The organism is Streptomyces sp. NPDC048258, from assembly GCF_043201995.1.
Lineage (GTDB): Bacteria > Actinomycetota > Actinomycetes > Streptomycetales > Streptomycetaceae > Streptomyces.
In genome coordinates, this window is record NZ_JBICZH010000009.1 from 1 (window position 1) to 17,326 (window position 17,326).

A 17,326-nucleotide genomic window follows, 5' to 3' on the forward strand; every position below is an offset into this window, starting at 1 on the left:
TCCACGGCGAACCCGGCCGGGAACGGCGCGCCATGATGCCCGCCCGGGAGATCGCCGAGATCGCGGTGGCCGCCGTACTGGACGACCTGGCCGAGACGGGACCGGCCGACCGGCCGGTACTCGCCCTGGTCAACGGGATGGGCGCCACCCCCCTCCTGGAGCTGTACGGATTCCACGCCGAGGTCGCCCGCGTACTCGACGCACGCGCCGTGCCCGTCGCCCGCACCCTCGTGGGCAACTACGTCACCTCCCTCGACATGGCCGGCTGCTCGGTCACCCTCTGCCGGGCAGACGAAGAACTCCTGCGGCTGTGGGACGCACCCGTACAGACCGCCGCACTGCGCTGGGGCCGCTGACCGGGGGGTCGACGCGGCGAGCCGCGGTGCCGGGCGGGCCGGGCTCGGCCGTGATCCGCCGGTCACCCCCTAAGGTGGCGGTGGGACCGGCCAGACGTTCGCGAGGCGAGGAGATCCGGTGCGTGACGCAGACTTCTTCCGGCGCTGGATGGCGGCCGCCGCGGCGGCGGTCGAGCGCGAGGCGGACCGGCTGACCGAGCTCGACTCGCCCATCGGGGACGCCGACCACGGCAGCAACATGCTGCGGGGCTTCGTCGCCGTACGGGCGGCCCTGGAGGCGGACGCTCCGGCGACGCCGGGCGCGGTGCTGCAGCTCGCCGGACGGACCCTGATCTCGACCGTCGGCGGCGCCTCGGGGCCGCTGTACGGGACGCTGCTGCGGCGCACCGGCAAGGAGCTCGGAGAGGCCGCCGAGGTCTCCGACGACGAGCTGCGCGAGGCCCTGGACGCGGGGGTGGGCGCGGTGGCCCAGCTCGGCGGGGCCGCGCCCGGCGACAAGACGATGCTGGACGCCCTGGTGCCGGGGGTCGCCGCGCTGAGCACCTCGTACCGGGCGGCGGGGGACGCGGCGGACAACGGGGCGCAGGCGACGGTACCGATGCGGGCGCGCAAGGGGCGGGCCAGCTACGTGGGCGAGCGGAGCATCGGGCACCAGGATCCGGGCGCGACCTCGTCGGCGCTGATCCTGGGTGCGCTGGCGGACGTGGCGGACGCGTCGGACGGTCCGCGGTGACGGGCGCGGAGCGGGACGCGGAGCCCGGCCTGGTCGGCATCGTGCTGGTCTCGCACAGCGCACGGGTCGCCGAGGCGGTGGCCGAGCTGGCGCGGGGCCTCGCGGTGGGCGGCCCACATGCCCCCATGGCCCCGGTGGCGGCGGCGGGCGGAACGGCCGACGGCGGCCTCGGCACGAGCGCGGAGAGCATCCTCGCGGCCGCGCGCGAGGTGGACCGTGGCGCCGGGATCGCCCTCCTGGCGGACCTCGGCAGCTCCGTACTGACGGTCAAAGCCCTGCTGGCGGATGACGAACTCCCCGCGGGATCCCGTCTGGTGGACGCGCCCTTCCTGGAGGGCGCGGTGGCGGCGGTGGTCGCCGCCTCCGCGGGAGCCCCCCTCCCCGCAGTCGAATCGGCCGCAGCCGAGGCATACACCTACCACAAGACCTGACCCCCGGACCCACCAGACCAAAGGCCCGGCCGGCACCCAAGCCGGGTGCAGCCAAGCCCGAGGCCATCCCGCCCGGGACCTTGGGCCGGCGCCGCCAGGCTCCGGGCCGTGGGCCGGGGCCGGGGGCCGGGCCGTGGGCCGGACCGTGGGCCGGACCGTGGGCCGGACCGTGGGCCGGGGCCGTGGGCCGGACCGTGGGCCGGGGCCGTGGGCCGGACCGTGGGCCGGGGCCGTGGGCCGGACCGTGGGCCGGGGCCGTGGGCCGGGGCCGTGGGCCGGACCGTGGGCCGGACCGTGGGCCGGGGCCGGGGATCGTAGGCCGCACCGTCAGGCCGAGGCCATGAGCCGTACCGTCACGCCCGGGGCCGTCAGGCACGAGGCCGTCTCGCCTGGACCGTAAGCCAGGCCCCCAGGGCCGAGGCCGTGGGCCGAGGCCATAGGCCAGGGGCGGTCCCGGGGCCGTGGCCCGAGGCCGTGGGCCGGGGCCCGCACCGTCAGGCGGAGGCCGAGGCCCGAGGCCGCAGGCCGTACCGCCAGGCCCGGGGCCGCCAGGCCCGAGGCCGCCAGGCCCGAGGCCGCCAGGCCCGAGGCCGCCAGGCCCGAGGCCGCCAGGCCCGAGGCCGTGGGCCGGGGCCCGCACCGTCAGGCGGAGGCCGTGGCCTGGGGCCGTGACCCGAGGCCGCAGGCCGTACCGCCAGGCCCGAGGCCGTGGGCTGGGGGCCCGTACCGCCAGGGCCGAGGCCGTGGGCTGGGGGCCCGTACCGCCAGGGCCGAGGCCGTGGGCTGGGGGCCCGTACCGCCAGGGCCGAGGGCGTGGCCGGGGCCGCCAGGCCCGAAAGCCCGCCGGTGCCCAAGCCCGGGACCTTGGGCCGGGGCCGCCAGGCCCGACCCCGTGGGCCAGGGCCGCCAGGGCCGACGCCGTATCGCCTGGGTCCGCCGGAGGCTACTGGCGGCCGCGCAAGGTTTCGATCTCCCGGCGTTCGCGCTTCGTCGGGCGGCCGGCGCCGCGGTCGCGGATGCCGACCACCGCGGCCTCGACGGGAGTCGGCGGCGGCGGGCTCTTGTCGATCAGGCACTCGGCGGCGACCGGCGCGCCCACCCGCTTGGACACGGGTCGGCGGACCACGACGATCCGCTCGCGCCCCGCGTGGAAGAGCCGCACCTCGTCCCCCGCGCGCACGGGCTGCGCCGGCTTGGCGCGCTCCCCGTTGACCCGCACATGCCCCGCCCGGCAGGCGGTCGCCGCCGTCGAGCGGGTCTTCGTCAGGCGCACGGACCAGATCCACGCGTCCACGCGCACGGATCCCGTTTCCGCCCCAGTGCCCGTTGCCTCATCAGCCATGCCCCGACTTTAGCGAGACGAGCCCGTGACCGTGGAACGACTTTTGGCGGATGCCACAACATCCACGGCATCTGCCATGGAGATGATCCCAAGAGAATTGCAAATGCGCCAACGGTGCCCCTACCTTGTCGCACATGCGGTCCCCATACGTGCAGATTCACCGCACCTGCACCGGGACCGCCGGTCCCGGCACCGCGCCGGCCGCCGACCCGACCGAGGAGCATCAGCCCATGTCCCCGACCCTGCCCCTGACCCGTCGCCGTGCCGCCGCCGCCGCGCTGACCGCCGCCCTGCTCGTCCCGCTGGCCGCCTGCGGCAATGACGGCGGCGACAAGAAGCCCGCCGCCGACGCCTCCGCCGGAGCCTCGGCATCGGACTCCGCCGCGCCCAAGGCCGCCGGCCTCACCGTCCTCGCCGCCTCCTCCCTCACGGACGTCTTCAAGACCGCGGGCGCCGCGTACGAGAAGGCCCACCCCGGTACGAAGGTCACGTTCTCCTTCGCCGGCTCGCAGGAGCTCGCGGCGCAGGTCAAGCAGGGCGCGCCCGCCGACGCCCTGGTCACCGCCGACACCAGGACCATGGGCGGGGTCAAGGCCGAAACGGGCGACGCCAAGGTCATCGCCAAGAACCGCCTGGTCATCGCGACCGGCAAGGGCAACCCGTTCAAGATCGCCGGCCTCAAGGACCTCGCCGACACCAAGATCAAGGTCGTGCTGGCCGCGCCCGAGGTCCCGGTGGGCCGCTACAGCAAGGAGATCCTGGACAAGCAGGGCGTCACGGTGAAGCCCGTCTCCCAGGAGCCCAACGTCCGCGCCGTGCTGAGCAAGGTCGAGCTGGGCGAGGCCGACGCGGGCCTCGTCTACAAGACCGACTCCGCCAAGTCCGGCGACAAGGTCGTCGCCGTGGAGATCCCGGACGAGCAGAACGCGGTGGCCTCCTACCCGGCCGCCACGCTGAAGCAGTCCAAGAACCCCGAGGCCGCGGCCGCGTTCGTGGCCTGGCTGAGCACCCCGGAGGCCCAGAAGATCCTCCAGGACGCGGGCTTCCAGCAGGCGTAGCGGGCGACAGGCAGGGGGGACTGAGCCCGCCCGCCGCCTGCCGAGAGGGGCTGTCCGGTCCGGGGGGACGAACAGCCCCTTCGCGTGCCCGCGCCGCTCCCTGCCGTACGGGCGCCCGTACGGCAGGGCGGCCCACGTACGCTTCCCCCGCAGCCGCCTCCCGAGCCAGGAACTCCCGATGAGCAGACTCCGCACCCGCACCCGGCCCCCCGTGACCCTGGCGCTCCCGGCGCTGCTCGCCGTCGCGTTCCTGCTGCTGCCGCTGGTCGGCATCCTCACCCGCACGCAGTGGAGCGAACTCGGCACCCACCTCGGCAGCCCCGGCGTGGTCCAGGCCCTGAACCTCTCGCTCGTGGTGTCTTTCTGGGCCCTCGGCCTCTCGCTCCTCCTCGGCGTACCGCTCGCCTGGCTGCTGGCCCGCGTGGAGTTCAGGGGCAAGGCCTTCGTGCGCTCGCTCGTCCTGCTCCCGATGGTGCTGCCGCCGACCGTGGGCGGTGTGGCCCTGCTGCTCGGCTTCGGCCGGCGCGGTCTGCTCGGGCCCTGGCTGGAGGACACCTTCGGGGTCACCCTTCCCTTCCACACGTCGGGCGCCGTCGTCGCGGCCACCTTCGTGGCCATGCCGTTCCTCGTCATCAGCCTGGAAGGCGCCCTCGGCGGGCTCAGGCAGAGCTACGAGGAGACCGCGGGCTCCCTCGGCGCCTCGCCGGTCCGCGTGTTCTTCACGGTGACCCTGCCCATGGTGGCCCCCGGTCTGATCGCCGGGGCCGCGCTCACCTGGGCCCGCGCGCTCGGCGAGTTCGGCGCGACGATCACCTTCGCCGGAAACCTGTCGGGCACCACCCAGACCCTTCCGCTCCAGGTGTACCTGCTGCTCCAGGACGAGCCCGAGGCCGCCACCTCCGTGTCCCTGCTGCTCCTCGCGATCGCCATGGCCGTACTGATCGCCCTGCGCGGCCGCTGGACGGGCTCGCCCGCCCCCGCCCCCGGCGCCCCCCAGCCCGCCGAGGCGCAGCCGGCGAACGACAGCCCGTCCGTACCCGCTCCGGCCCCGGAACCGGCGCGGGCCGCGCCGGACGGGGCCGGCCGCTGGCCTCTGCACGCCACCGTCACCGGCTTCAACCGGCTCACCCTCGACGCCGGGCCCGGCACGACCATCGCCGTCGTCGGCGAGAACGGCGCCGGCAAGACCACCCTGCTGCGTGCCCTGCTCGGCCTGACACCGCGGGCCCACGCCGACCTCAGACTGGGCGACACCGACGTCACCGCGCTGCCCCCGCACAAGCGGCAGGTCGCCTGGGTCCCGCAGGACGGCGCGCTGTTCCCGCACCTGAGCGCCCTGGCCAACACCGCGTACGGGCTGCGCGCGCGCCGGGTGCCGCGCGCCGAAGCCCGCCGGGAGGCGCAGGCCTGGCTGGACCGGCTCGGCGTCGGGCACCTCGCCCAGCGCAGGCCCGCCCAGCTCTCCGGCGGCCAGGCCCAGCGCGTGGCCCTCGCCCGCGCCCTGGCCGCCCGGCCCCGGCTGCTGCTGCTGGACGAACCGCTCGCCGCCCTCGACCAGACGACACGGGCCCATGTCCGGCACACACTGCGCACGCATCTGGCGGGCTTCGGCGGGGTCTGCCTCATCGTCACGCACGATCCCGTCGAGGCGGTGTCGCTGGCCGACCGGGTCCTCGTACTCGCCGAGGGGAAGACCCTCCAGGACGCGCCGCCCGCCGAGGTGACCCGGCACCCGCGCTCCCCGTGGGTGGCGCGGATGCTGGGGCGCAACGCCTGGCCGGGCACGGCGTCGGCGGACGGGTTCGCACTGGCGGCGGGGGGCCGGCTGGTCGTCGCCGAGGCGCTGCCCGAGGGGGCGCAGGCGCTCGCGATCATCGCCCCGGAGGCGGTGTCGGTGCACCGGGACCGCCCGGGCGGCAGCCCCCGTAACGTCTGGCCCGGGACCGTACGGGAGATCACCGCGGTCGGCAGCCGGCTGCGCGTGCTGATCGCCTCGGCCGAGGCGCCCGACCTGGTCGCGGAGATCACCCCCGACGCGGCCGCCGAACTGGGCATCGTCGACGGCGCCGAGGTGTGGACCAGCGTGAAGGCCACCGAGGTCACGCTGGTACGCCTCTAGGGGGTGTCCTGCCGTTCAGGCCGCGAGCCCGGCCTGATCGGCAGGACACCCCCTACTAGTGCTTTGTCGGGTTTCGCTGACCAGGGGCGATGCGACGGGGCTGGCGCTTTGGCAGCGGCGGGCCGACGCCCTCAGCCGCAGGTCGCGGGCATAGCCCGGCGCCGCCGAGTGAGGGCGCCGGGGGCCGAAGCCCAGACCCGACAAAGCACTACTACGTCGTGTCGTCAGGGCCCGGCCGCCAGGGCGCGTCGCTCCGGTCAGCCCGTCGCGGCGGGTGCCCGCTCGCGGTCGGCTGCCTCGGACTCCTCCGGCAGCCGCGACGGGGCCGCCGGCGCGGTGCGCGGCCACCGGCGGTCCGCCGCCTTCTGCACGCGTCGGCCGAGGCGCTGCATCGGCATCTCGACCAGGCGGTACATCAAGTAGCTCGCGGCCACCACGACGCCGAGGAAGATCGCTGTCCAGGCGATCCGGCCGAGCGTCGAGGACGGCTGCGGCGGCACGCCCACCAGCGGTTCGACGGTGCGCAGCAGCGGGATGTGCAGCAGGTACACCGAGAAGCTGATCGCGCCGAGCCAGGTCAGCACCTTCGGGAAGCGGCGCCCCCGGAGGAGGAAGCCGATGCCGAAGAGCGCCCAGGCGGCGAGGTAGGCGATCGACCAGGCCTTCCAGCCCGAGGACCAGGTCCGGTCCAGGGCCTCGCCCCGGTTGTACAGCCAGCCGACCAGCACGCCCGCCACGGCGACGAAGCCACAGGAGAGCAGGGCCGGTACCCGGGCGAGCTGACCGTGCTGCGCCCGGTACACGACGGTACCGGCGAACATGGTCGCGAAGATCATCCAGGTCTCGAACGCGGGGGCCCGGCTGTTCAGCGTGACCAGCACCAGGCCGATGCCGGCGAGCAGCAGGGCGCCCGTCGCGGTCAGCATCCGCCGGCCGCTGAGCACGCCCGCGAGGCCCACGAGCACGATCGGCGTCACGATCAGCAGGAGCAGCCGGGTCGAGCCGAGTTCCGCGCTCAGAAGCTGGGTGCCGACGGCCGTCCCGGTCGCCAGGGCGACGCCGGCGAGCGCCACCGCGATCGGCCCGCTGTGCCGGTGCAGGCCGCGCGTGAACAGGGCGGTGACGAAGAAGTAGAAGACCATCTCGTAGCAGAGCGTCCAGGTGACGTTCATGCCGTTGATGACGTTGAGCAGGTCCTGGAGCATCAGGCCGTTCGCGACCAGCGAGGCCAGGTTGTCGCCGGTGCGCAGGAGCGCGACCGAGCCGTCCCCGTCCGGCAGCATCATGATCGAGAGGACCAGGCCGGCGATCAGGGCCGGGTAGATCCGGAAGAGCCGGCCGATCCAGAAGCCCCGGACGTCGCCCCTGCGCTCCAGCGAGGCCGGGATGATGTAGCCGCTGACGATGAAGAAGAGCATGACGCCGAACAGGCCCATGTCGAAGTTCCGCCAGACCATGCCCCCGAAGGGCAGCATGCGCAGCACGTCGAAGTGGTGCAGAGCCACGATCAGAGCGGCGATGCCGCGGAGAGCGTCCAGCCAGCCGAGCCGGGAACCGGGCGCGGCGGCCGGCGGGGCGGGCGTCCGCCGGGTGCGGAGGGGTATGAGCTTCACGGCTGGGACCATAGCCGACGCCCCGGCCTGCCCTCCCGCCTCGGCCCCCGGGAATGCCGTCGGCCCGCTGTGATGTCAGTCCCCTCGGCTACGGTACGGCCATGGTGAACTTCGTGCTGGTGGCAGGTGTTTGGCTCGGATCGTGGGCGTGGGACGAGGTGGTTCCGGAGCTGCGCGCGGCCGGCCACGGCGCCCATGCCGTGACGCTGTCCGGCTTGGCCGAGCGGCAGGGCATGGCAGCGGGGCAGCAGACCCACGTCCAGGACATCGTGGACGAGGTCGAGCGCCTCGGTCTGCGCGATGTCGTCCTGGTCGGGCACAGCTACGCGGGCATACCGGTGGGCCAGGCCGCCGAGCGGATCGGCGACCGGCTGGCCCGGGTGGTCTTCGTCGACTCCAACGTCGCGGCCGACGGGGAGTCGTTCCTCGACGGCTGGCCGGACGGGCGGGCGATGGTGGAGGGCTCGATCTCCGAGAACGACGGCTTCTGGGCGCCGCGACCCGCGTCCGACTACGCGGGCCAGGACCTCGACGCCGAGCAGGTCGCGCGGATCGTGACCGGTTCGACCCCGCACCCCGGGGCCACGCTGACCGAGCCCGCCGTGCTGGCCCGCCCGCTCGGCGAGCTCCCGGCCACGTACGTCAAATGCCTGCTCGACGGCCCCGAGCCGAGCCCGGCGGTCGCCGAGCTGCTGACCGGCGAGCGATGGCGGCTGGTCGAGATGGACACCGGCCACTGGCCGATGTTCTCCCGCCCCCGGGAGCTGGCGCGGATCCTGCTCACCGAGGCAGGGTCCTGACCGGCGGCGACGGCGCCGGGTGGCGGCCGGGCGCCCCGGCGAATCGTTTGGACTCCGGTCGCGCGGCTGGCATATGTTCAGCCGTGTCCGCGCCGGTCAGCGGGCCATCCGCATGTTCACACGTTCCCGTGGGGGGTACTCCGTCATGTCCTTCAGCGCGCCCGGCTCACCACCGCCGCCCGGGCAGCCGCCGTACACCGCGGCCGCCCCGTACCCGGCTCAGCCCTACCAGGGCCAGCCGCACCCCGGGCAGCCGTACCCCGGGCAGCCCGTGTACCCCGGTCCGCCGCCGCCCGTCGACGTCCTGCGCTCACCGCAGGGCCTCGCGACCGCGCTGACCGTCCTGCTGTCCGTCGCGGCCGCGATCGACCTCTTCTCGGCGGGCGCCAACATGTTCGCCTGGTCGCTGATGAAGGACGTCATCGCGGAACCCGGCCAGGTGCCGGACGACACGCTCGATCTGTCGGACATCCTCACCGGCCTCGCCGGGGGCCTCCAGCTCTTGGCGATGCTCGGCACGGCGACCGTCTTCATCGTCTGGTTCTACCGCGTGCGCGTCAACGGCGAGATCTTCCGCCCCGATGCCTTCTCCCAGGGTCGCGGCTGGGCCATCGGCGGCTGGTTCATCCCCGTCGGCAACCTGTTCCTCCCGTTCCGGACCGCGCGGCAGATCTGGACGGCGAGCACCCAGCTCGGGCCCGACGGCTCCTACCGCCACGTCTCCACCGCTCCCCTCACGGCCTGGTGGGTGGTCTGGGTCGTCGCATTGTGCGTCGACCGCGTCTTCTCCCAGATGTACAAGCGGGCCGAGACCCCCGAGGCCGTGCGCGACGCCTCCGCCGTCGGCATCGCCTCCGACCTCCTCATGGTCGCGGCAGCCGTGCTCGCCGTCCTCTTCGTCCGCAAGCTCACGGCCCTGCAGAACACCAAGGCCGCGCAGGGCCCGTACGCCGCGGTCTGACGCGCCGGCGGTCCGACGCGCACGCGGGTCCGACGCCCATCGGGTCCGACGCGGACGGCTCAGCCGGCGATCTCGTGCTCCGGGGCCGCGACGGCGAACTCGCACCACACGCATTTCCCGCCGCCCCGGGGCTCCACGCCCCAGGCGTCCGCGAGCCGGTCCACCAGCAGCAGCCCGCGCCCCGAGACCGCCCAGTCCCCCGCATCGCGCGGGCGGGGCAGGGCGCTGCTGGAGTCGTCGACCTCGATCCGGATCCGCCCGTCCGCCGTCAGCCGCATGCCGACGTCGCCGCCGCCCTCCGTGTGGACCAGGGCGTTGGTCATCAGCTCGTCCGCCGCCAGTTCGATCTCGTCGGCCCTGTCCCCCGCTCCCCAGGCGGCCACCGCGGCCCGGATCAGGTGGCGGGCCATCGCGGGGGCCTCCGTGTCGCCCGGTTCCAGCCGCTGGCGCAGCGGACCGCCGCCGCGCCCGGTGGGCGTGCCGCGGCGGCGCAGTACGAGCAGGGCCATGTCGTCCCCGCCGCCCGCGTCGCCGACCAGGTCGCACAGCACGTCGGCGAGCTCCTCCACGTCGACCGGGCCGCTGTGGACCGCGGCCATGAGCTCCCGCATGCCGCCGTCGGGGTCCGCGCCGGGCCGTTCGATCAGGCCGTCCGTACACAGCAGCAGGGTGTCGCCGGGGTGCAGTTCGAGGCTGGTGACCGGGTAGCCCGAGCCGGTCCCGGACTGCTCGCGCGGCGGCAGCCCCAGCGGCAGTCCGCCGGCCACCTGGATCCGGTGGCAGCTGCCGTCCCCGCGCCGCACGACCGGGTCGAGGTGGCCGGCGCGGACCATCCTGAGCATGCCGGTGGTGAGGTCCACCTCGGCGTACGTGCACGTGGCGAACCGTTCCGTCTCCAGCTCGCGCAGGAAGACCGAGGCCCGCGCCATCGCGGTGCCGGGGGTGTGCCCCTCCGTGATGTAGGCGCGCAGCACGATGCGCAGCTGGCCCATGACGGCGGCCGCGTCCGTGTCGTGCCCCTCCACGTCGCCGATCATCACCCCGACCCGGCCCTCGCCGAGCGGGATCACGTCGTACCAGTCGCCGCCGATGTCCCGCCCCATCCGGGCGGACCGGTACCGTACGGCGATCCGCGCACCCGGCACCTCGGGGATCCGGCGCGGCAGCATGGCCCGCTGGAGCCCTTCCGCGAGGTCGTGCTCCTGCTCGAAGAGGATGGCGCGCTGGAGGCTCTGCGCGATGCCGCTGCCGAGCGCCATCAGGAGGTTCCGCTCCTCGGTGGTGAACTGGCCGTCGCGCGCGTAGAGCAGCCCGAGAGCTCCGATGGGCCGGCCCTGGGCGATCAGCGGCAGGTAGACCCCGCTGCGGACGGACAGCGGCTCGATGTACGGCCACAGCAGCGGGTAGCGCTCACGGAACTCCTCCCGTGAGGCCAGGAAGACCGGCTGCATACCGCGTACGGCCTCGCTCATCGGGAACTCCGCGTCGATCCGCGTGTATTCGATCTCGGGTACGTACGAGCCCAGCTGGCCCTCGGCGACCAGGTGGATGCGCCCGCCGTCCACGATGCCGAGCATCACGCTGACCGCACCGAGGTGTCCGAGGGCCTGCGGGTCCTTGAGGACGTCGGTCACGTCGTTGACGGTGCGGGCGTGGGCGAGGATGGCCGTGGTCCGCTCGACGACACCGGTCATCCGGCGCCGGCCCTCGGCCTCGCCCCCGGCGGCGCCGGGCTCCCCGGGGTCGTGGGCGGCGTCGCGGAGGATCCCGATGACGCGGTACGGGCGCCCCTGCGGGTCCCGCATGATGTGGCCCTGGATGTGGGTCCAGGTCCGGGTCCCGTCCCGGCGGCGGGTGCGGACGTACGCCCCGTAGTGGCTGCGGCCGTCCTTGAGCGCCTGCGCGACCCGGGCGTCGAGCCGGGCCGCCTCGGAGGGCGGGACGCGCGGGCGCAGCCCCGCGCTGGTCCCGTCGAACTCGTCCGGGCGCAGGTCGAGGACCTCGAGGGCGGTCGGGTCCAGGTACATCCGCCCGCTGTCGAGGTCCCAGTCGAACGTGCCCATGCGGTTGAGCGCAAGGCTCGTATCCGGCCGCGCGGGCCAGTCGACCTCGGGGTTCTGTCCCCTCTGGGCCATGCAGCCAGGGTCTCACCCTCCCCCACCTTGTACAGCCCGGCGCCGCCGCGTCGGCCGCCCCGGCCGCATCGGTGCCCGCGCGGCGGACGCCGCCGGCCGTACTCGATCCCGAGCTCGCCGAACCCCCCGCCCGGGCCTGCCGAGGCTGGTGCGCCCTGGCCGCCGTGCTGCTCTGCGACATGGCGCGGCCCTGCTGGTGCGGCATACCCGCCGGGACCCCCGAGGCCGACAACTCCCCCTCCACGTCCACGTCGTGTACCTCGGAGCCGACCTTCCGCGACCGCGTGTACGGGTACCAGGACGCGACGGACTGGTGGCGCTGGTCCGGCCGCCGGGACGAGTACGAACGCAACACGGGCTGTTCGGACGGCGGTTCCACCGGCTCGGGTTCATCGGGCACCCGCACCGGCACCCCGTACGGCCGGGTCCGCCGGGCCCGGTCGGGTCCCGCGCACGTCGTGACGGCCGCCGTCCCGGTCGACACCCCGGCCCGCACGGGGGACGATGAAAAGGACGGGCGTCTTCCGAGCAGCCCAGACTGCCGCCACTCGTGCGGCGGCCGGAGGGAGAGTCCCGGGGCGCGGGTCCGGTGCGCCGGCCCGGCAGCCCCGCAGGCCGCGGTGCGCCCGTGGCGATCTCGCGCGACCACAGCGTCGCCACTACGGTCGTTTCCCCAACTCCTCTCCCTCCGTGACTCCGTGAGGGAGGAACTCCACCATGAATCGGCGCAGCCGTCGCACCACAGTCACCTCTCTGATCGCCTGCTCGTTCCTCGCCGGGAGCATGGCCGCCCTGGCTCCGGCGGCGACCGCGGTCCCTGCCATCGGCACCTGCACGGTGAAGCCGGCCGACAACGGGTTGAGCATCACCATCAGCGGGTCCGGCTGGACTCCCGAGGACATGCCCCTGAAGATCGACGGCGGTGAGGGCGTCGGAGAGCTGGAAGGCGTGCAGCCCGACGGGTCCTTCTCGGTGGTCCGCTTCCAGAAGAGCACCGACTTCACCATCCTGCCCGCGAGCGGTGGCTTCAAGAACTGCACCGTGCTCAAGGGGGACAAGGAGACCGACAGGGACGCCGTCAGGAAGGCCCGTGCGGACGGCTTCAAGGAGGGCGCCAAGGCCGGCAAGGCCGCGGCCGAGGAGAACTGCGACAACTCCAAGCCCAAGCCGCACAAGAGGCCCGGCCTGACCGCGCAGGACCAAGCGGTCGAGGACGCGTTCCAGCAGGGCTTCATCGCCGGCGCCCAGAGCGCCTTCGACAAGTTCTGCCGCACCGGCCGCCGCTGAGGCACGAAAGCCACAGGACCGCTGCTCGACCGGCTACGGGGAAGGCGAGGTCGGCCCCGTGCCGGGAGTGGACGGCGGGGCCGGCGGGCTGGACGTCGTGGTTTCGCTCCCGCTCGGTGCACCGCTTCCGTCGGTCAGCCCCGGCGGCACAACGGTGCCGTCGGAAGGCGTGCCGGTGTCTCGGTCGGTGGGGGTTTCGTCGGGCGACGTGACCGGCGGAGACGTGGTCACCGGCGGGGTGGTCACCGGCGGGTGCGAAGCCACCGGAGGTGCGACGGGCTTGTCGCGCTCCGGTTTCGCGCCGCGGTCGCGCTCGTACCAGCGGTGGTCCTCGTGGTCGTAGATCACGATCTTGTTGACGATCGTCACGGAAGGCGCGATCACCACCACGTTCTGCGGGCGGTACGCGGTCCACGGCTGTCCGTACCGCTTCGAGCCGGGCTTCAGGGGAACCGGCTGCGCCAGCGGGTTCCCGCAGGCGCACCGCACGCGGGGTACCCCTCTGTCGTCCACCAGCACGGCCGTCCCCGCCTGGAGCACGGCCTGGTAGCCGGTCGCCCTGCCGTCCTTGTAGCCGTGGTTGGTGACCCGGGTGTCCAGCCGCAGGTTGACCGGCGTGAGCGACCGCAGATAGCCGGCGACGCCTCCGGGCTGGATGCCCAGGACCGAGGCGAAGGCGCTGTTCTTCTCGGGCGCCGCCGCGAGCACACTGATCTGCTGCTCGACGTCGCAGCTCGCCACGTCCTGGGTTCCGCCGTACAGGCCCGGCTGGGCGCCGCTGACGGAGCGGGTGGCGATGGTGCCCGTCGTGGGCGCGGCACTGCCGGAAGTCGGCTGGGGCTCCGGGACGCCCTGGGTCCTCGCCGTGGACTCGGTGAACGGGTCCTGCCCCGCGGAGCCGGCCGGCTGCAGGAAGACCTCGCTGCCCGTGCCCGGGGCACCGTTGGGCCGGGTCAGCACCACGGCGAGCGCCACGGCCGCGGCCACCGCCACGAGCGCGATCGCCAGCCGGGACGCGGACCGCCACCAGGGCTTCCGGGCGGGCTCGTCGTGCGACCCGCCCCCGCCGCCCGAGCCCCCGGGAGGCGGGGGCGGCGGAGGCGGCGGGGGCGGCGGGTCCTGCCGGTCACCCGAGAGCGGCCCGGACGGCGGGCCGGTGGGACGTTCCGGCGGCGGTGCGTCCAAAGGCTGCGTGGTCACCGATGCCTCCTGGATGCTCCGCACAATGAACCAGCGCACACGGGCCCATACCTGGCAGTCTCCGGACATCCGTCACTCCAGCGCACCATCGGGTGCGCCGTTCAGGTGGTGCCCGTATGCCGGCGCTGCCTACGGTGGCGTGTGAGCCGTTCCTGGCGTGACGCCGTGATCGCGGTGCTGGCGGGATTCCTGGTGATGACCGCCGTCGCCGCGGCCGGACTGGCCTGTGCCGGTGCGGGCGAGCTGCCGGACGGCGCGTTCCCGCGGGTGGTCGCCGCCGTCGTCGTGCTGGCGGCGGGCGGCTCGGTCGAGGTGTCGGGCGGCGCCGGCTTCCTGGCCGGGGCCGACGCGAGCTTGTCCGTGCTCCCGCTCTCGGTGAGCCTGGCGGGAGCCCTCACCACCGCGTACTGCTTCCTGCGGCCGCTGCACCACCGGGCCGTGGCCCGGCCCCGTGAACTACTGGCCAGGGCAGCCCCTCTGGTGCTGCTCTGGCTGCTGGCGCTCGCGGGGGCCGCACTGCTCGCCCGCCGGACCTTCGGCATCTCCACCGGCGACTCCCCCATCGGTGAGATCGCCGAACTCCTCGACGCCGCCCCGACGGTGGGCTTCCGGGCGGCTCTTCCGGCCACCCTGTTCTTCGGACTGCTGTGGATCCTGGGCCTGTTGCTGGTCGTCCTGCTGGTCTCGCGCCGCGCACCGCTCCCGGCCGGGCTGGTCCGCTTCCACACGGCGGTGCGCCCGGCGGCCTCCGCCACGGTCGCGCTGCTGCTCGCGTACGTGGTCCTCGGCATCGGGGTCGGCGTGGTCGTGGCCGCGACCCAGGGCCATGCCGCCCGGACCCTCGCCGTGGTCCTGCTGGGCCTGCCGAACCTCGCCTGGCCCGCGCTCACCCTGGGCTTCGGCGGTGCTTGGGAGGGCAAGGCCGAGGGCCCCTTCGGGCTGCCCATGCCGCACATGCTGGACCAGGTGGTGCGCGGCCCCGACCGGTCCACGGTCGACGTGGCCTCGCTCGCGGCACAGGACTCCCGGGCCTGGTGGCTGGTGGCGGTGGCCGCCGTCCTGCTGCTCGCCGCGGGCGTCCTGGCGGCCGTACGGTCCCCCGCCCACGTCCGCCCCTGGCAGCACGCGCTGCGTCTCTGTGCGGCCCTGGCCCTCGCCACGCTGACGGTCTGCCTGCTGGCCCGGGTCCAGGCGCGGTTCGGGCTCACCCTGCTCGGTATCGGAGTCGGCGACGTGGACGGCCTCGGCGGCGAGGTCCTGTTCGAACCCGTCCTGTGGCGCACGGTCGGCCTCGCCCTCCTCTGGGGCGCGGTGGCGGGCTTCCTGGGTGCCCTCCTGGCCCGCCCCCTCCGCCACCACGGCCGCGTCGACGCACCCACCGCGACCCCCCTAGACCCTTAGGGGCCGTACGGGTTTTCGAACACCGGCAGCGCCCACCGCGGAGGCGGGGGCGGCGGGTCCGCGGGCCCCGGCACGTGCGCCGCCGGTGTCCGCGGGCGGGCGGCCGTCCCGGCCCGCCGCAGCGCCCCGGTGAACTCCAGGCAGGTGCTCCACCGGTCCTCCGGCGACTTGGCCAGCGCCTTCGCCAGTACCTCGTCCAGCGCGTCCGGCAGCCCGGGCCGCCGCGAGGTGAGCGGCGGGGGCGGATCGTACTGGTGGGCCCAGAGCAGGGCCATGTCGTCGTCCCGCTCGAAGGGCGGGCCGCCGGCCAGGGTCTCGTAGACGACGCACCCCAGGCTGTACACGTCGCACCGGCCGTCCACCGGCTTCCCGGAGATCTGCTCCGGGGCCACGTAGTCCAGCGTGCCGACGAACTGCCCCACGCTGGTGAACCCGGTCAGCGACAGCGACTTCTTCGTCAGCCCGAAGTCCGTGAGGTACGCGTACTCGGGGTAGTCGATGTCCGTCCCCTCCGCGATCAGGATGTTGCCCGGCTTCACGTCCCGGTGGACGAGGTCGTGGTCGTGCGCCGCGTCCAGCGCCGAGGCGATCTGTCCCGCGATCCGGGCGGCCGTGTCCACCGGCAGCGGGCCCGTGCTGTCCAGCATCGCCCGCAGGTCCCGCCCGGCGACGAACCGCATCGCGATGTACAGCAGCCCGTCCGTCTCCCCCGCCTCGAACACGGGCACGATGTGCGGGTGCTCGATGGCCGCGGCCACCCGCGACTCGTGGGCGAAGCGCTGCCTGAAGGTGTCGTTCCGGGCCAGTTCGGGGGCCAGCAGCTTCAGCGCCACCGTCCGGTCCAGGCGCAGGTCCCGCGCCCGGTAGACGACGGCCATCCCGCCGCGCCCGATCTCGCTCTCCACCTCGTACCCGGCGATGCGCCTGCCCCGCAGGTCGGAGGGACGCCCGCCGACCAGGTCCGGCTCCATCACCCGTCTCCGGCCCCGGGCGTGTCCACGATCCGGGTCGGGTCGTACGCCACCGCCCGCCCGGGCTCCGCGTCATGCCGGTCCGCGGCCGGATCGGTCGGTGGCGGACCGGATCGTACGTCGGCCACACCGCCCGGATCCGAGGGCGCCGACAGGGGCTCCGGCCCGGACGGGGCGCCCGGTCCCGCGACGACCGCGAAGGTCGCCAGGCGGGCCCCGTCGCCGTACATCCACCGTCCCGCCGCCTCGTCGTAGAGCCACACGGACTCCCCGTCGAGCACGACGCCGGCCCGCAGTCCCTTCACGGCGCGCCGGAAGGCCGCGCCGTCCGCGCGCCCCGAGGCGAGGTCGGCGACCGCCCGCCGGTAGCGGTCCACGGCGTCGGCGCTGCGCGCGAGCTGCGGGCCCGGGTCCTCGGTCCGCCCGGGCGACCGCCCTCCGGTGGTCGGCGGCGGCTGCGGCACGGCGACCAGCAGCCGCCCGTCCACCCAGGCGGACCATCCGTTGGAGCAGAGGACCTCGCCCCACTCCCCGCGCCGGGACAGCAGCTGCACGGGCAGGAACGGGTCGAGGGGCTCCGTCGGCCGGGAGACGTCGGGCTCTTCCCAGGCGGGCAGCCCCGCCTGCGGCACGACATGGGTGGGCCGGAAGTCCAGGTCGTCGTCCAGGTTCGTCATGGGCCGTTCCCACTTCCGCATGCCGGCGGCTCCTCGACGAGCTCGCGGACGGCGTCGGCGGCCCCGGTCAGTACGCCGGCGACGTGGTGGGTCCGGCCCGGGCTCATCTCCGTGGAGCCCAGGTCGGTCTCCGGGACGAGCACGGGCGCGGTCGGCACACCGGGGCGCTGGACCATGAGCAGATTTTCCCACGATCCGACAGGCCTGGCACCGGTCGAACATAACCGCAGGTCAGAGGCGGC

16 protein-coding genes are annotated in these 17,326 nt (G+C 74.6%); 9 read left to right on the forward strand and 7 right to left on the reverse strand.

Features of this window, described 5'->3' with window-relative positions; genetic code table 11:
• From ACGFYQ_RS20880 to ACGFYQ_RS20890, 3 genes are all read left to right on the forward strand, one after another.
• Positions 1-356: dihydroxyacetone kinase subunit DhaK (locus tag ACGFYQ_RS20880; protein WP_393745950.1), on the forward strand; the 356-nt coding region annotated here is incomplete at its 5' end.
• A gap of 118 nt (positions 357-474) precedes the next feature.
• The gene (gene dhaL, locus ACGFYQ_RS20885; protein WP_393745952.1) at positions 475-1,089 is read left to right on the forward strand and encodes a dihydroxyacetone kinase subunit DhaL; all 615 of its coding nucleotides are present in this window, start codon (positions 475-477) and stop codon (positions 1,087-1,089) included.
• Positions 1,086-1,520, forward strand: coding sequence for a PTS-dependent dihydroxyacetone kinase phosphotransferase subunit DhaM (locus ACGFYQ_RS20890; protein ID WP_393745954.1), 435 nt, complete (start codon positions 1,086-1,088; stop codon positions 1,518-1,520). The genes dhaL and ACGFYQ_RS20890 overlap by 4 nt, the downstream gene beginning before the upstream one ends.
• 943 nt (positions 1,521-2,463) lie before the next feature.
• Here ACGFYQ_RS20890 and ACGFYQ_RS20895 read toward each other — a convergent pair.
• On the reverse strand, positions 2,464-2,862 hold the full coding sequence (locus tag ACGFYQ_RS20895) for an RNA-binding S4 domain-containing protein (RefSeq protein WP_393745956.1): 399 nt from the start codon (positions 2,860-2,862) through the stop codon (positions 2,464-2,466).
• A 230-nt stretch (positions 2,863-3,092) separates the two neighbouring features.
• Between ACGFYQ_RS20895 and modA the strand changes: the two genes are divergently transcribed.
• Both modA and ACGFYQ_RS20905 read left to right on the forward strand, forming a co-directional pair.
• Positions 3,093-3,920, forward strand: coding sequence for a molybdate ABC transporter substrate-binding protein (gene modA / locus ACGFYQ_RS20900; protein ID WP_393746531.1), 828 nt, complete (start codon positions 3,093-3,095; stop codon positions 3,918-3,920).
• Positions 3,921-4,098: 178 nt separating this feature from the next.
• The gene (locus ACGFYQ_RS20905; RefSeq protein ID WP_393745958.1) at positions 4,099-6,039 is read left to right on the forward strand and encodes an ABC transporter permease; all 1,941 of its coding nucleotides are present in this window, start codon (positions 4,099-4,101) and stop codon (positions 6,037-6,039) included.
• A gap of 257 nt (positions 6,040-6,296) precedes the next feature.
• On the opposite strand, the gene ACGFYQ_RS20910 is transcribed toward ACGFYQ_RS20905, so the two are convergent.
• Positions 6,297-7,652, reverse strand: a complete 1,356-nt coding sequence (locus ACGFYQ_RS20910) for an acyltransferase family protein (RefSeq protein ID WP_393745960.1) — start codon at positions 7,650-7,652, stop codon at positions 6,297-6,299.
• A gap of 101 nt (positions 7,653-7,753) precedes the next feature.
• Between ACGFYQ_RS20910 and ACGFYQ_RS20915 the strand changes: the two genes are divergently transcribed.
• Positions 7,754-8,452, forward strand: coding sequence for an alpha/beta fold hydrolase (locus tag ACGFYQ_RS20915; RefSeq protein ID WP_393745962.1), 699 nt, complete (start codon positions 7,754-7,756; stop codon positions 8,450-8,452).
• Positions 8,453-8,597: 145 nt separating this feature from the next.
• Positions 8,598-9,413 (forward strand): DUF4328 domain-containing protein, encoded by an 816-nt coding sequence (locus ACGFYQ_RS20920; RefSeq protein WP_393745964.1) that lies wholly within the window; start codon positions 8,598-8,600, stop codon positions 9,411-9,413.
• A 59-nt stretch (positions 9,414-9,472) separates the two neighbouring features.
• On the opposite strand, the gene ACGFYQ_RS20925 is transcribed toward ACGFYQ_RS20920, so the two are convergent.
• Positions 9,473-11,548 carry a SpoIIE family protein phosphatase gene (locus ACGFYQ_RS20925; protein ID WP_393745966.1) on the reverse strand — a complete coding sequence of 692 codons (2,076 nt, stop codon included), beginning with the start codon at positions 11,546-11,548 and terminating at the stop codon, positions 9,473-9,475.
• Between the two features lie 717 nt (positions 11,549-12,265).
• Here ACGFYQ_RS20925 and ACGFYQ_RS20930 point away from each other — a divergent pair.
• A complete protein-coding gene (locus ACGFYQ_RS20930; protein WP_393745968.1) occupies positions 12,266-12,835 on the forward strand; it encodes a hypothetical protein in 570 nt (189 codons plus the stop codon).
• A gap of 33 nt (positions 12,836-12,868) precedes the next feature.
• On the opposite strand, the gene ACGFYQ_RS20935 is transcribed toward ACGFYQ_RS20930, so the two are convergent.
• Complete coding sequence (locus tag ACGFYQ_RS20935; protein ID WP_393745970.1) at positions 12,869-14,035, reverse strand: DUF6777 domain-containing protein; 1,167 nt, start codon at positions 14,033-14,035, stop codon at positions 12,869-12,871.
• Positions 14,036-14,176: 141 nt separating this feature from the next.
• Here ACGFYQ_RS20935 and ACGFYQ_RS20940 point away from each other — a divergent pair, with 141 nt between their 5' ends.
• Positions 14,177-15,436, forward strand: coding sequence for a streptophobe family protein (locus ACGFYQ_RS20940; protein ID WP_393745972.1), 1,260 nt, complete (start codon positions 14,177-14,179; stop codon positions 15,434-15,436).
• On the opposite strand, the gene ACGFYQ_RS20945 is transcribed toward ACGFYQ_RS20940, so the two are convergent.
• Genes ACGFYQ_RS20945 through ACGFYQ_RS20955 form a run of 3 tightly spaced genes read right to left on the reverse strand, consistent with a single transcriptional unit; the run spans position 15,433 to position 17,260 of the window.
• Positions 15,433-16,407 (reverse strand): serine/threonine-protein kinase, encoded by a 975-nt coding sequence (locus ACGFYQ_RS20945; protein WP_393745974.1) that lies wholly within the window; start codon positions 16,405-16,407, stop codon positions 15,433-15,435. The two genes, ACGFYQ_RS20940 and ACGFYQ_RS20945, sit on opposite strands and share 4 nt — an antisense overlap.
• On the reverse strand, positions 16,407-17,105 hold the full coding sequence (locus tag ACGFYQ_RS20950) for a hypothetical protein (RefSeq protein WP_393745976.1): 699 nt from the start codon (positions 17,103-17,105) through the stop codon (positions 16,407-16,409). Before ACGFYQ_RS20950 ends, ACGFYQ_RS20945 begins: the two co-directional genes overlap by 1 nt.
• Complete coding sequence (locus tag ACGFYQ_RS20955; protein WP_393745978.1) at positions 17,081-17,260, reverse strand: hypothetical protein; 180 nt, start codon at positions 17,258-17,260, stop codon at positions 17,081-17,083. The genes ACGFYQ_RS20950 and ACGFYQ_RS20955 overlap by 25 nt, the downstream gene beginning before the upstream one ends.
• Between the last annotated feature and the right edge of the window lie 66 nt (positions 17,261-17,326).

Excerpts from the sequence above, each read along its gene's own strand:
- ACGFYQ_RS20895 (WP_393745956.1), bottom strand. The coding sequence starts at position 2,862 with ATGGCTGATGAGGCAACGGGCACTGGGGCGGAAACGGGATCCGTGCGC.
- modA (WP_393746531.1), top strand. The coding sequence starts at position 3,093 with ATGTCCCCGACCCTGCCCCTGACCCGTCGCCGTGCCGCCGCCGCCGCG.
- ACGFYQ_RS20905 (WP_393745958.1), top strand. The coding sequence starts at position 4,099 with ATGAGCAGACTCCGCACCCGCACCCGGCCCCCCGTGACCCTGGCGCTC.
- ACGFYQ_RS20915 (WP_393745962.1), top strand. The coding sequence starts at position 7,754 with ATGGTGAACTTCGTGCTGGTGGCAGGTGTTTGGCTCGGATCGTGGGCG.
- ACGFYQ_RS20920 (WP_393745964.1), top strand. The coding sequence starts at position 8,598 with ATGTCCTTCAGCGCGCCCGGCTCACCACCGCCGCCCGGGCAGCCGCCG.
- ACGFYQ_RS20925 (WP_393745966.1), bottom strand. The coding sequence starts at position 11,548 with ATGGCCCAGAGGGGACAGAACCCCGAGGTCGACTGGCCCGCGCGGCCG.
- ACGFYQ_RS20930 (WP_393745968.1), top strand. The coding sequence starts at position 12,266 with ATGAATCGGCGCAGCCGTCGCACCACAGTCACCTCTCTGATCGCCTGC.
- ACGFYQ_RS20945 (WP_393745974.1), bottom strand. The coding sequence starts at position 16,407 with ATGGAGCCGGACCTGGTCGGCGGGCGTCCCTCCGACCTGCGGGGCAGG.
- ACGFYQ_RS20950 (WP_393745976.1), bottom strand. The coding sequence starts at position 17,105 with ATGCGGAAGTGGGAACGGCCCATGACGAACCTGGACGACGACCTGGAC.
- ACGFYQ_RS20955 (WP_393745978.1), bottom strand. The coding sequence starts at position 17,260 with ATGGTCCAGCGCCCCGGTGTGCCGACCGCGCCCGTGCTCGTCCCGGAG.